General features: G+C 71.0%; 10 protein-coding genes, 1 tRNA gene and 1 pseudogene. 2 read left to right on the forward strand and 10 right to left on the reverse strand.

Annotated elements, in window-relative coordinates:
• Positions 1 to 2081, forward strand: a 2081-nt coding sequence (locus tag HW577_RS12130) for a caspase family protein (protein WP_198376395.1), incomplete at its 5' end; no start/stop codon positions are given.
• On the opposite strand, the gene HW577_RS12135 is transcribed toward HW577_RS12130, so the two are convergent.
• From HW577_RS12135 to HW577_RS12165, 7 genes are all read right to left on the reverse strand, one after another.
• Positions 2072 to 2473 (reverse strand): hypothetical protein, encoded by a 402-nt coding sequence (locus HW577_RS12135; protein ID WP_198376396.1) that lies wholly within the window; start codon positions 2471 to 2473, stop codon positions 2072 to 2074. The genes HW577_RS12130 and HW577_RS12135 overlap by 10 nt on opposite strands.
• Positions 2474 to 2505: 32 nt before the next feature.
• Positions 2506 to 3681 (reverse strand): BaiN/RdsA family NAD(P)/FAD-dependent oxidoreductase, encoded by a 1176-nt coding sequence (locus HW577_RS12140; protein WP_198376397.1) that lies wholly within the window; start codon positions 3679 to 3681, stop codon positions 2506 to 2508.
• Entirely contained in the window at positions 3678 to 5321 is a 1644-nt protein-coding gene (locus HW577_RS12145; RefSeq protein WP_198376398.1) for an NAD(P)/FAD-dependent oxidoreductase, read from the reverse strand. Before HW577_RS12145 ends, HW577_RS12140 begins: the two co-directional genes overlap by 4 nt.
• Before the next feature lie 2 nt (positions 5322 to 5323).
• Entirely contained in the window at positions 5324 to 6031 is a 708-nt protein-coding gene (locus HW577_RS12150; protein ID WP_198376404.1) for an ABC transporter ATP-binding protein, read from the reverse strand.
• An 8-nt stretch (positions 6032 to 6039) separates the two neighbouring features.
• Entirely contained in the window at positions 6040 to 6834 is a 795-nt protein-coding gene (locus HW577_RS12155) for an ABC transporter ATP-binding protein (RefSeq protein WP_198376399.1), read from the reverse strand.
• A 4-nt stretch (positions 6835 to 6838) separates the two neighbouring features.
• Positions 6839 to 8161 (reverse strand): high-affinity branched-chain amino acid ABC transporter permease LivM, encoded by a 1323-nt coding sequence (gene livM, locus HW577_RS12160; RefSeq protein WP_232474881.1) that lies wholly within the window; start codon positions 8159 to 8161, stop codon positions 6839 to 6841.
• 118 nt (positions 8162 to 8279) lie between these two features.
• A complete protein-coding gene (locus HW577_RS12165) occupies positions 8280 to 9194 on the reverse strand; it encodes an ABC transporter permease subunit (RefSeq protein ID WP_198376400.1) in 915 nt (304 codons plus the stop codon).
• Between the two features lie 136 nt (positions 9195 to 9330).
• Between HW577_RS12165 and HW577_RS12170 the strand changes: the two genes are divergently transcribed.
• Positions 9331 to 10242, forward strand: coding sequence for an FkbM family methyltransferase (locus HW577_RS12170; RefSeq protein ID WP_198376401.1), 912 nt, complete (start codon positions 9331 to 9333; stop codon positions 10240 to 10242).
• A gap of 1387 nt (positions 10243 to 11629) precedes the next feature.
• Here HW577_RS12170 and HW577_RS12175 read toward each other — a convergent pair.
• The 3 genes and pseudogenes from HW577_RS12175 to HW577_RS12185 form a co-directional block, all read right to left on the reverse strand.
• A tRNA-Phe gene (locus HW577_RS12175) sits at positions 11630 to 11705 on the reverse strand.
• Positions 11706 to 11776: 71 nt separating this feature from the next.
• Positions 11777 to 11962, reverse strand: coding sequence for a DNA gyrase inhibitor YacG (locus HW577_RS12180; protein WP_198376402.1), 186 nt, complete (start codon positions 11960 to 11962; stop codon positions 11777 to 11779).
• A pseudogene (locus HW577_RS12185) lies at positions 11946 to 12165 on the reverse strand (hypothetical protein); the annotation flags it as partial. The pseudogene HW577_RS12185 and the gene HW577_RS12180, both read right to left, overlap by 17 nt.

A 12165-nucleotide genomic window follows, 5' to 3' on the forward strand; every position in this document is an offset into this window, starting at 1 on the left:
CGTATGCTCTTCGGATCTCCGCGCCGGCGCAGGCCGCCCCGGCGCCCGCCGCCGCCGCGGCGTCGCCGGAGGCGCCGCGGGAATTCGTCATCCGCCGCTGGGGGGATTTTGGCTTCGGCGCCGCGACGGACGTGCCGGCCGCGCGCGACGCGATTTCCCACCTGCTGCCGCTGCCTGCGGGCGGGCTGGTCTACGCGGCGGCCGATCCGGGCTGGGGGCGGCTCGCCCCCGATGGCGCGGTCGCCATGGCGCCGCGCCCGCCGGGCGGGGATTTCCGCAACACGGGCGTGACGCTCGCCGTCTCGGCGGACGGCACCAAGGCGCGCTTCACCCTGCGCGCGGGCGGCACGCCGCTGGTCTTCGATCCGCTGGGCGGCACGCTCTCCGCCTGGCAGGGGGATGGCGGCTTCGCGCCGGCGCGGACGGAGACCGCCCGCATCCGCGTGCTCGATTGGCAGGGATCGAACCGCCCACGCCTTGGCAACGTGCCGCTGCGGCTGGGGGAGGGCGAGTTCGCCCGCAGCCTGGCCATCCTGGTGCGGGAGGACGGCTTCCTTCTCGGCACCGACACGCATCTGCGGCTGTTCGACGCGGCCGGGCGGCTGATCGATTCCGTCGAGACGCCGGGCACGGTCTGGGGCGTGACCGTCGCGGGCGATACCGGCATCGCGGCACTCGGCGACGGCACCATCCGCTGGTACCGCTTCGAGGCCGGGGCGCTGCGCGAGATCGCCGCGCTCTTCGTCCATGCCGAGACTCTGCGCTGGGCGCTCTGGACGCCGGAGGGGCTGTTCGACCACGCGCCCAATGGCGGGCAGGAACTGGTCGGCGTGCACCTCAATGGCGGGCGGAACCAGACGCCCGAATGGGCGTCGTTCCAGCAGGCCTATCGCGCGCTGTATGCCCCGCGCGCGGTACGCGGGCGGATCGCGGGGGATTTCGCCCCGGCACGCGAACGCCTGACGCAGCTGGGCGAGGTGCGCAGCCGCATCGGCCGCCTGCCCACGCTCGCCCCCGGCAGCCTCTGCGCCGTGGTGGGGGAGGACTGCCAGCCGCTGGCCTGGGATGCGCGCAACCTCCCGGATGGCGCGCGCGCGCTGCGCATGGCTTTCACCGCGACCGACCGGGGGCTGGGCTTCGGGCCGCTCGACGTGCTGGTGAACGACCGCATCGCCGCCCGCGCCGAGCCCTCGGCCGGGGAGAGCAGCGTCGAGGTCCCGCTCGATGGCGGCACGAACCGCATCGCGACGCGGCTCTACGCCAGCGACGGCGCGCTGTTCGCCGAAGGCCCCGCGCTGCTGTTGCGCCGGCCCGGGGAACCCGAGGCGCCGCCGGGCGCGGGCCGGCTTCTGGTGCTCGCCATCGGCGTGAACCAGCATGCGCTCGCCGAGTTGAACCTTCGCTTCGCGGTGCCGGACGCAAATGCCGTGGGCGATGCGTTGCGTGTGGGTGGCGCCGGCCTGTTCCGGGAGGTGGAGGTGCGCACCCTGCCCGATGCCCGGGCGACGCGCCGCGGCATCCTCGATGCGCTGGCCGCCGCGGCGCGGGACACCGCACCGGCCGATACCTTCATCCTGTACATCGCCGGGCATGGGGTGGTGGCGCAGCCGGGCAACCGCTTCCTGTTCCTACCTTCCGACATCCGCGACATGAGCAGCATGGCCTCGGTGCGCCAGCAGGGGATCGAGGATTCGACGCTGGTCGCCGCACTCGCGCGCATTCGCGCGCGCGACGCCTTCATCATGATCGACACCTGCTACGCCGGACAGATCGACATCGACCAGCTGGCCGCGATCGGCAACGACACGGGGCGCTTCCTGCTCGCCGCGTCATCCTCGGTGCAGGAAGCACTCGATTCCTACGACGACCGCAACGGTGTCTTCGCCTATGCGCTTATGGAAGGGCTGCGCGGGCGCGCGGCGGTGGATGCGGAAGGGCGCGTGACGGCGCTCGCGCTGGGGGAATGGGTGATGCGCCGCGTGCCGCAATTGGCGCGGGAGAAGGGCCACCAGCAGAACGCTGTGTTCCGCGCCGCGCAGCGCGACCTGCGGTCCTTCGCGCTCGGCCAGGTTCAGCGCTGATCCGGCGGGACGGCGACGCAGCCCGTGCCGCTGCGGGAATAGCCGGCGACCCGCCCGCCGCGCATCTCGAAGGTCACGCGGCATTCCGGCGGCGGCGCATAGACGGGGAAGGATGTCCCGATCCCGAGCCCCGTGCCGACCCCGCCGCGCCAGCCGAAGCCACCGACCCCGAAGCCGATGGTCGGCGCCGGCTGCGGGCCGCGGCTGCCGAGGCGTTCATATTGCAGGAAGCGCCTGCCGTCGGGCGTGGTGAAGTCGGCCTCTGGTATGCCGACGGCCTGCACCAGGTCGCCCTCGCTCGCACCCACCAGCGCCTGCATGCGGGCATCGAAGCCCGCCGTGGTGGCGCAGGCGGCAAGCGTCAGCATGGCGAGCAGCGGGATGGCGCGCATCACCGGAAAATGGTGGGCGATGAGGGCGGAATCTAGGCCGCCTCGCCGGCAGCCCAGCCGCTCGACCAGGCCCATTGGAAATTGTAGCCGCCGAGCCAGCCTGTCACGTCCACCGCCTCCCCGATCACGAACAGGCCCGGCACCGCCTTCGCCGCCATGGTCTGCTGCGACAGCGCATCGGTCGAGACGCCGCCCAGCGTCACCTCGGCCTTGGCGTAGCCTTCCGTGCCGGCGGGCATCAGCCGCCACCCCTTCAGCAGCGCGCCGAGCGCCTTGAGCGGCGCGTCGCCGACCTCCCCGATGATGCGTGGCGGCAGCTGCGTCGCGGCCAGCATCTGCGCGAGGCGCTGCGGCAGCATCTCCGACAGGATGGTCCGCGATTCCGCGCGCGGCCGGGCGCGCTTCGCGGCGAGAAGCTCCGCCGTCGCGTCGCGCTCGGGCAGCAGGTCGAGCAGGAGCGGCTCCCCCTCCCGCCAATAGGACGAGGCCTGCAGGATCGCCGGGCCCGACAGGCCGCGATGGGTGAAGAGCATGGCCTCGGCGAAGGTGCCGCGGCCGCAGCGCGCGATGCTGGGCAGCGCGACGCCGGCGAGCGGGCGCATCAGCTCGAGGTCCTCGCCCGCGAACATCAGCGGCACCAGGCCCGGCCGCGGTGCCTCCAGGGGCAGGCCGAAGCGCCGTGCGACGTCATGCGCGAAGCCCGTGGCACCCATCTTGGGAATGGACAGGCCCCCGGTGGCGAGCACCAGGCTTTCCGCCGTGACGGCGCCACGGTCGGTCGAGATGTTGAAGCGGTCGGCGCGCGTGATGCCCGTGACGCGCGTGCCCAGGCGCAACTCCACGCCGACGGCGCCGCATTCGGCGAGCAGCATGGCGACGACCTGCCGCGCCGGCCCGTCGCAGAACAGCTGCCCGAGCGTCTTCTCGTGGAAGGCGATGCGGTGCTTGCGCACCAGCGCGATGAAGTCGTGCTGCGTGTGGCGCGCGAGCGCGGAGCGCGCGAAGTGCGGATTGGCGGACAGGAAGCGTTCCGGCACGCAGCCCGTATTGGTGAAGTTGCAGCGCCCGCCGCCGGAGATGAGGATCTTCTTCCCCGCTTCCTCGGCATGGTCGATCAGCAGCACGCGCCGCCCGCGCTGCCCCGCGCGCATCGCGCAGTACATCCCCGCCGCGCCGGCGCCGAGGACGACGACATCGAAATGGGTCACGCCGCGACCGCCAGTCCCGCCATGGCGCGGCCGACCGCCTCGGCCACGCGGATGCCGTCCACGCCGGCGGAATAGATCCCGCCCGCATAGCCCGCGCCTTCGCCCGCGGGGAACAGCCCGCGCGTGTTGACCGACTGGCAGTCGGCCCCGCGCCGGATGCGGATGGGGGAGGAGGTGCGCGTCTCCACCCCGGTCATCACCGCATCCGCGAGGTCGTAGCCGCGGATCTGCCGCGCGAAGGCGGGCAACGCTTCCCTGATCGCGGCGACCGCGAAATCCGGAAGGCAGAGTGAGAGGTCGGTCGGCGTCACGCCCGGCTTGTAGGAGGGGATAACGGCGCCGAGTGCGGCGGAAGGCCGGCCGGCGAGGAAATCCCCCACCAGCTGCGCCGGCGCGCGGTAGTCGCCGCCGCCGGCGGCGAAGGCGCGTTCCTCCCAATGCCGCTGGAAGGCGATGCCGGCGAGCGGATGGCCGGGATAGTCGCGCGCGGGCTCGATGCCCACGACGATGCCGGAATTGGCGTTCCGCTCGGCGCGCGAATACTGGCTCATGCCGTTGGTCACGACGCGGCCGGGTTCGGATGTGGCCGCGACGACCGTGCCGCCGGGACACATGCAGAAGGAATAGACGCTGCGCGCGTTCGCGCCATGGTGCACCAGCTTGTAGTCGGCCGCCCCCAGGATCGGGTGCTTGGCGAAATCCCCGAAGCGGGCACGGTCGATCATCGATTGCGGGTGTTCGATCCGCACGCCGATGGAAAAGGGCTTCGCCTCGATGAAGACGCCGCGGTCGAACAGGGTGTGGAAGGTGTCGCGCGCCGAATGGCCGATGGCAAGCACGACGTGGTCGGTCTCGATCGTCTCGCCCGCTTCCGTCACCACGCCGCGGATGCTGCGCGTGCCGTCACGGCCCGTATCGACCACGAAATCCGTCACCTTGGTCCCGAAGCGGTATTCGCCGCCGAGCGCGATGATCTTCTCCCGCATCGATTCCACCATCGTCACCAGTCGGAAGGTGCCGATATGGGGCTTGGCAACGAACAGGATTTCCTCGGGCGCACCGGCGGCGACGAATTCGGTCAGCACCTTCCGCGACATCGCCTCCGGCGCCTTGATGCCGGAATAGAGCTTGCCGTCGGAGAAGGTGCCCGCGCCGCCCTCGCCGAACTGCACGTTGCTCTCGGGTGTCAGCACGCCGCGCCGCCACAGCGCCCAGGTGTCCTTGGTGCGTTCGCGCACCACCTTGCCGCGATCGAGGATGATAGGGCGGAAGCCCATCTCGGCGAGGATGAGGGCTGCGAAGATGCCGCAGGGCCCGGTGCCGATCACGACCGGCCGCTTCCAGCCCGCCCCCGGCGCGCGCGCGACGTGGCGGTACTCCTGTTCCGGCTGGGGTGCGAGCGTGCGCTCCAGCGTCGGGTCGCCCGCGGCGCGGCGCAGCAGGCCGGCTTCGTCCGCCACCTCGAAGTCGATGGAATAGACCAGGTGGATGTCGGATTTGCGCCGCGCATCCCAGGCCCGGCGCGCGACCTTGAAGCCGCGCAGCTCGCCGGGCGCGAGGCCGAGGCGGGCGACCAGCGCCGCCTCGATCGCGCCGTCGGCATGGTCGAGCGGCAGTTTCAGGTCGATCAGCCGCAGCATGGTCAATGCCCGCCGCCGAGATAGGCGTCGCGCACTTCCGGCATCGCGAGCAGCTCCCGCCCCGTGCCACGCAGCGTGATGCGCCCGTTCACCAGCACGTAGCCTCGGTGCGCGAGGCGCAGCGCCTGGTTCGCGTTCTGCTCCACCAGCAGCACCGTCAGCCCTTCCTTCTCGTTCAGGTCGCGGATGGCGGCGAAGATCTGCCGCACGATCAGTGGTGCCAAGCCGAGCGAGGGCTCGTCCAGCAGCAGCAGCCGCGGCCTGGACATCAGCGCGCGGCCGATCGCGAGCATCTGCTGCTCCCCGCCCGAGAGCGTGCCGCCGCGCTGCGCCTGGCGTTCCTGCAGGCGCGGGAACAGCGCAAAGACCTGGGCGAGCAACGGCGCGGGATCGTGCCCGGCCACCTGCGCGCCCATCAGCAGGTTCTCCATCACCGACATGCGCGGGAAGACGCGGCGGCCCTCAGGCACCTGCGCGATGCCCAGGCGCATGATCTCATGCGTCGGCAGCGCGGTGATGTCGCGGCCCTCGAAGGCCACTCGGCCGGCGCGGGCGCGCGGGTCGCCGCAGATCGTCATCAGCAGCGTCGACTTGCCCGCGCCGTTGGCGCCGACGAGGGTGACGATCTCCCCCTTCGCGACCTCGATCGAGACGTCGCGCAGCGCCTGCACCGCGCCATAGGCGGTCGAGACCGCGTCGACGGCAAGCATCGGGGCGCTCACGCGTCGTCCCCCTCGCCGAGATAGGCGGCGATGACCTTCGCATCGGCGCGCACCTCGGCCGGCGGGCCGTCGGCGATCTTGCGACCGTGGTCGAGCACAACGACGCGGTCGGAGATGCCCATCACCACGCCCATGTCGTGCTCGATCAGCAGGATGGAGCAGCCGCCGTCGCGGATGGCGCGCAGCAGGGTGGCGAGTTCCTCCGATTCTCGCGGGTTGAGTCCGGCGGCCGGTTCGTCGAGGCAGAGCAGGACCGGGTCGGTGCACATGGCGCGCGCGATCTCGAGCCGCCTCTGCTGGCCGTAGGGCAGGGCGCCCGCCGGGTCGTCCGCGCGGTCGATCAGGCCTGTCGCCTCGAGCCAGCGCACCGCCTTGGCGATGGCGAGCTTTTCCGCCCGCCGGTAGCCGGGTGCGCCCAGCAGCGCGCCGATGCCGAAGCCGGTCGAGGCCATGAGCGTGTTGTGCTGCGCGACGAGCAGGTTCTCGAGCGCCGTCATGCCCTGGAACAGACGGATGTTCTGGAAGGTGCGCGCCACACCTGCACGCGCGATGCGATGGCCGGCCAGGCGCTGCAGTTCCACCGGCGCGCCGTCCCGCATCAGGCGCAGCGCGCCTTCGGTCGGGCGATAGAAGCCGGTGATGCAGTTGAACATCGTCGTCTTGCCCGCACCGTTCGGGCCGATGATGGCGGTGATGTCGCCCTGCATGGCGGTGAAGGAGACGGCGTCGACGGCGGTCAGCCCGCCAAAGCGCATGGTCAGGCCCTCGGCCTGCAGGATCGGTGCCGTCATCGGGTCAGCCGCGCCCTTCGCCGACATGCTCCGCGCCGATTGCCCGCCGCGCGCCCAGCGCGATGGTGGGCGTGCGGCTGCCCACCAGCCCGCGCGGGCGGACCACCATGATCAGCACCATCGCCCCGCCGAAGACCAGCATCCGCCATTCATCGAGGTCGCGGAACACCTCGAACCCGCCGATCATGACCAGGGCCGCGATGGCGATGCCGATCTGGCTGCCCATCCCCCCCAGCACCACGATGGCGAGGATGATGGCGCTTTCGATGAAGGTGAAGGATTCCGGGCTGATGAAGCCCTGGCGCGTGGCGAAGAAGGCGCCGGCGAAGCCGCCGAACATTGCCCCGATCGCAAACGCCGTCAGCTTGGTGTTGGTGATGTTGATGCCCAGGGCGCGGCAGGCGATCTCGTCCTCCCGCAGCGCTTCCCAGGCGCGGCCGAGCGGCTGGCGGCGCAGCCTGATGCTCACCCAGTTGGTCAGCAGCGCGAGGATGAGGATCAGGTAGTAGAGGAAGATCACGCGGTGGACGGGCGAGGGCTCGATCCCGAAGAAGCCGGCGAAGGTGTCGGGTTCGCCCGACATGGAGAAGGGCAGGCCGAAGAAGGACGGGCGCGGGATGCCGGTGATGCCGTTCGGCCCGCCCGTCAGGCTGGCCCAGTTGATCAGCACGACGCGGATGATCTCGCCGAAGGCCAGCGTCACGATCGCCAGGTAGTCGCCGCGCAGGCGCAGCACCGGGAAGCCGAGCAGCACGCCCCAGAAGGCCGCGAGGATGCCGGCGAGCGGCAGGCAGATCCAGAAGGACCAGCCGAAGGTCGTCGCCAGGAGCGCGTAGGAATAGGCGCCGACCGCGTAGAAGGCGACGTAGCCGAGGTCGAGCAGCCCCGCGAGCCCGACCACGATGTTGAGCCCCCAGCCGAGCATCACATAGGTCAGCACGAGGATGCCGAGGTCGAGTTCATACCGCCCCGTGCCCGGCATGAAGGGCAGCACCACGGCCAGGCCGAGCAGCAGGGGTGCGACGAAGGTGCCCGCCCTGGCAAGCAGCGCTGTGCGCGCGGCGGTCGCCGGCTTGGCTTCCCCGCGCAGTCCGCGCCAGGTGAGCAGCCCGAGCCGCCCCGCAAAGGCCAGCACGACGAGGATCGCGACATCGCCCCAACGTTCGCGGAGATACAGAGTGCCGGCCGAGGAGACATCCGTCCGCAGCCCCACGATGGGGACGAACAGGCCGAGCGCGACCAGCGCCGTGATCGCGGCATCCTTCACCGCCGCGGCCGCGACCTTCGGGCGGGCGGCCATGGTGATGGCGGCGACCTCGCCGTTCATGCCGTGTGCACGAAGGCGTCGCCCTCGTGCCCCTCCGGCGTCGGGTGCTGCGCATCCGCATGGCTTGGCTTCGCGGCACACGCGGCGGGCCGCATGTCCGGGCTTCTTCCGACCACCGTCATACCTTCTCGACCTCCGCCCGGCCGAGCAGGCCCGTCGGCATGAAGATCAGCACCAGCACCAGGATCGAGAAGGCCGCGACATCCTTGTACTGCACGCTGAAATAGGCGGACCAGAAGGTCTCGATCAGGCCGATGAGCAAGCCCCCCAGCACCGCCCCTGGCAGCGAGCCGATGCCACCCAGCACCGCCGCGGTGAAGGCTTTCACCCCGGCGAGGAAGCCGATGTAGAAGTCGATCACGCCATAGCGCAGCAGGTACATCGACCCCGCGACGGCGGCGAGGGCCGCGCCGATCACGAAGGTCAGGCTGATGGTGCGGTCGGTGTCGATCCCCAGAAGGCTCGCCATCTTCCTGTCCTGCTCGCAGGCGCGCATCGCCCGGCCCAAGGGTGTTCGCGTCACCAGCCAGGTGAAGATGCCGAGCACGGCGAGCGTCACCGCGATGATCAGCATCTGCATGTAGGAGAACTGCACGACGAAGGCGTCCGCGCGCATCACCTCGACGCCGCCCGGCAGCAGCGGCTCGATCGGCTTGACGCGCGCGCCTTGCGCCACCTGCACGTAGTTCTGCAGCACGATCGACATGCCGATGGCGCTGATCAGCGGCGCAAGCCGGAAGGACCCGCGCAGCGGGCGATAGGCCACGCGCTCCACCGTCCAGCCGTACAGCGCGGTGACGCACATGGAGACCAGCAGGACGATCAGGATCGCCGCCGGCCCCTCCATGATCCCGCCCGAGACCAGCATGACGATCGAGATCAGCGCGATGAAGGCGCCGATCATGAAGATGTCGCCATGGGCGAAGTTGATCATGCCGATGATGCCGTAGACCATCGTGTAGCCCACGGCGATCAGCCCGTAGATCATGCCGAGGCTGATGCCGTTGATCAGCTGCTGCAGCGCATAGGCCACGGGCTTCCCCTTCTTCCCCCAGACCTGCCCGACATAGGGCAAGCCGATCCGGCGGCGAAGGGGTTTCGCCCCTTGCCGCAGCGGGGCCCGGCATGGAACCATTCCTGGTTCGATCCGAATACAAGGAAGCTGGCGCATGGACAGGGCTCGGCCGCTCGCGGTGGAGGTGCAGGATGCGCGGCGGATCGTGCTCGCGGGGTTGCGGCGGGGGTTGTTCCTCTACAGCCGCAACGACATGCTCGGGCGGTTCCTCGACGCCCTGGGCGAATGGGCGGAAGCGGAGCTCGAATTGCTGCTGCCGCTGCTGCGCCCGGGCGACCGGGTGGTGGATGCGGGGGCGAATATCGGCCTGCACGCCATTCCGTTCGCCCGCGCCGTCGGGCCGACCGGGCGCGTCCATGCCTTCGAGCCGCAGCGGGTCATCCATGGGCTGCTGTCGGCCAATGCCGTGCTGAACGGCGCCGACGCGCTGCGCGCGCATCTGGCCGCGCTGGGCGAAGCGCCCGGCCGCATCGCGGTGCCGGAGGTCGATTACGGGCGGGAGGCGCTCGGCGCCGCCCTCAGCCTGGCCGGGACCCCGGTGCTGGCCGAGGATGCGGCGCCGGCCGAGACGGTGCCCGTCGCGACCCTCGACGCCATGCTCGCCGACGAGCCCTCGCTGCGCCTGATCAAGGCGGATGTGGAGGGGATGGAGCGCAGCGTGATCGCCGGAGCGCGGGCGCTGATCGCCCGGCACCGGCCCTTCCTGTACCTGGAGGTGAACGACCATCCGGGCGGGGATGCGCTGATCGCCCTGGTGCGGGAGATGGGCTACCGCCCCTTCTGGCACCCCTCCCGCGGCTGGCGGCCCGACAATTTTCGATCTGCGCCGGACCCTGGGTTCGGCGGCGCGGGTGACCTCAACGCGCTCTGCGTGCCGGCGGGGGAGGAAGCGGTGGCGGCGGGGCTGACGCCCATCGGCGCGCTGGCGGAGGCGCGGACGCTGTTCCCGGGGCTGAATGTGCGGACGACGCGGTGGGAGAGGTGGAAGAAGCGTCTCGTCGGGTGATGCCGCCCGATCGCTTCGGGCGGATCGGCGCGGACGGTGCCGAGGGCCGGAAGTTGCGTGGAGTTCTGGGACGCCGCGTTCATCGACCTCCTCTGGCCCGGATAGATCCGGTTCGACGCGGACAGCGGCGGTGAATTCGCGTTCAATGCGGTCCAGGTCGAGATCGACGGTCACCCCAGCAGCGAACGCATCCGCTTCACCTGGGCGGGCAGCGACGAGATGGACCAGGCCTGCGGCGACGGCGATTCCCAACGCGAGGCCGATGGCACGCTGACCGGCGAGATCCGCTGCCATCGCGGCGATGAATCAGCCTTCACCGCCCACCGCTGGGAGCTTTTCAGCAGCCTGCCAGATCCTCGGCCGCCGGCAGCGATCGGGACGCAATGGGTCCAAAGCCGTGCCGGACGATGCCGTTGCCTCTGACGCTCTCGCGGTCACGCGAGGCCTTGACCGAGCCGGCTCGCGCAACCCCTCAGGCGGCGCAGCGTTGTTCCGGAATGTCGCGCATTCTGCGCGTTCGGAGAATCGCATGGCCTTCAACGCCAGCTCGCGCCCCCGCGCCGCCCGGCGGCCGCCGGGCCCTGATGAGACGGGCCAGGGCGTCATCCCTGCACCGACTCCCGCAAATGCCCAAGCGTCCCAGCCGGCCCCGGACCAGGACCCGGCAGACGTGCGTGCCAAGGAGGCCGGGCAGGGCGTCATCGTCACCCCGACGCCTCCCGTCGGGAAGCGTCCGCCGCGCCGGTGAGACGCGGCGGCCCTGCTCCGTGACGCTGAACGCGCCCCGGCTGCGGTGGACACATCGAGGCTTGGGACGAGCTGTTCGCTGCGCGGCGTGTCGCGACTTCGCGTTCTGACCGCGACGCGAGCGGACGCACGGCTCGGCCCAACGATAAGCCTGGTCTGGTGAACCCCGCGCGGCGCCGAGCACATGCCGTACGCGACATCGGGAGCTTCAGCGCAGGGGCTCCAAGGAGCTGAGGGAGAACTGCGCGGCTCGCGCTAGGACCGCGGAGCGCGGCCGGCCTCCACGCATACGACGACGGCCGGTGGGTCGGGGGGCGAACCGGTGGCACGATCCAACACCGCTTCGCGCACGGCGAGAGCGCGACCTGGAGAGGGACCTCAACGGAACCTGCGGCGCGCGTTCCGGCTGGCGCTCCGCTGCGCTGGCCTGCGCAGCCTGACGACCAGATCCGTGGCGGCGATACCGAAAAGATCGAAGGGAAGGGCGCCCATCGATCTTCCTTCCCTCTCCGCGTTTGTCCCGTTTGGAAACAAAGGTCGCGTTGGACGGGGCAAGAAGGAGCCCGCGCACTCTAGAAGGCAGCCGCAAGTATCAGCTTCCGGCCCGTGGATATCATCGGCAACGTCAGGAAAAGAGAGGTGGTGCCCAGGGCCGGAATCGAACCAGCGACACTGCGATTTTCAGTCGCATGCTCTACCAACTGAGCTACCTGGGCCCATGCGCGGCCCGAAGGCCACCGGAGAGGCGGCGGGAAATAGCCGAGCCCGCGCCCCCTGTCCAGCGGCCTCAGCGCCCGTCCTCGTCATCCTCCGCGCTGCCCGGTTCCTCCTCCGTCGCCGGGATCGCGTAGGCGCCCGTCAGCCAGCGGCCGAGATCCACCTGCGCGCAGCGCGGGGAACAGAAGGGCTTCGACGCCACGCTCGCCGCGCGCCCGCAGATCGGGCAGCGGCGCGGCCTATCCTTCTCCGCCATCGCGCGGAACCTCCTCCACCAGGGCCTCGCCTGCGAGCGGGTCGGGGCGCAGCACCAAGGGCCGGCCCATCGAAGCCGCGGCTTCCTCGAGCGCGCCGGGCAGGCCTTCCAGCGCCGCGATCACGCCCGGCGTCGCGCGCAACGCGAATCGCGCTCCCGGCCGCGCGGCCGCATCCCGCGCCCCCTGGCGCAGCGCGGCGAGC

It is taken from the genome of Neoroseomonas rubea (assembly GCF_016106015.1).
Taxonomy (GTDB): domain Bacteria; phylum Pseudomonadota; class Alphaproteobacteria; order Acetobacterales; family Acetobacteraceae; genus Neoroseomonas; species Neoroseomonas rubea.

What these genes read in the sequence shown, in the direction of transcription:
- HW577_RS12135 (WP_198376396.1), bottom strand. Translation starts at nt 2,473, where the DNA reads ATGCGCGCCATCCCGCTGCTCGCCATGCTGACGCTTGCCGCCTGCGCC.
- HW577_RS12145 (WP_198376398.1), bottom strand. Translation starts at nt 5,321, where the DNA reads ATGCTGCGGCTGATCGACCTGAAACTGCCGCTCGACCATGCCGACGGC.
- HW577_RS12150 (WP_198376404.1), bottom strand. Translation starts at nt 6,031, where the DNA reads ATGCTTGCCGTCGACGCGGTCTCGACCGCCTATGGCGCGGTGCAGGCG.
- HW577_RS12155 (WP_198376399.1), bottom strand. Translation starts at nt 6,834, where the DNA reads ATGACGGCACCGATCCTGCAGGCCGAGGGCCTGACCATGCGCTTTGGC.
- livM (WP_232474881.1), bottom strand. Translation starts at nt 8,161, where the DNA reads ATGAACGGCGAGGTCGCCGCCATCACCATGGCCGCCCGCCCGAAGGTC.
- HW577_RS12170 (WP_198376401.1), top strand. Translation starts at nt 9,331, where the DNA reads ATGGACAGGGCTCGGCCGCTCGCGGTGGAGGTGCAGGATGCGCGGCGG.
- HW577_RS12180 (WP_198376402.1), bottom strand. Translation starts at nt 11,962, where the DNA reads ATGGCGGAGAAGGATAGGCCGCGCCGCTGCCCGATCTGCGGGCGCGCG.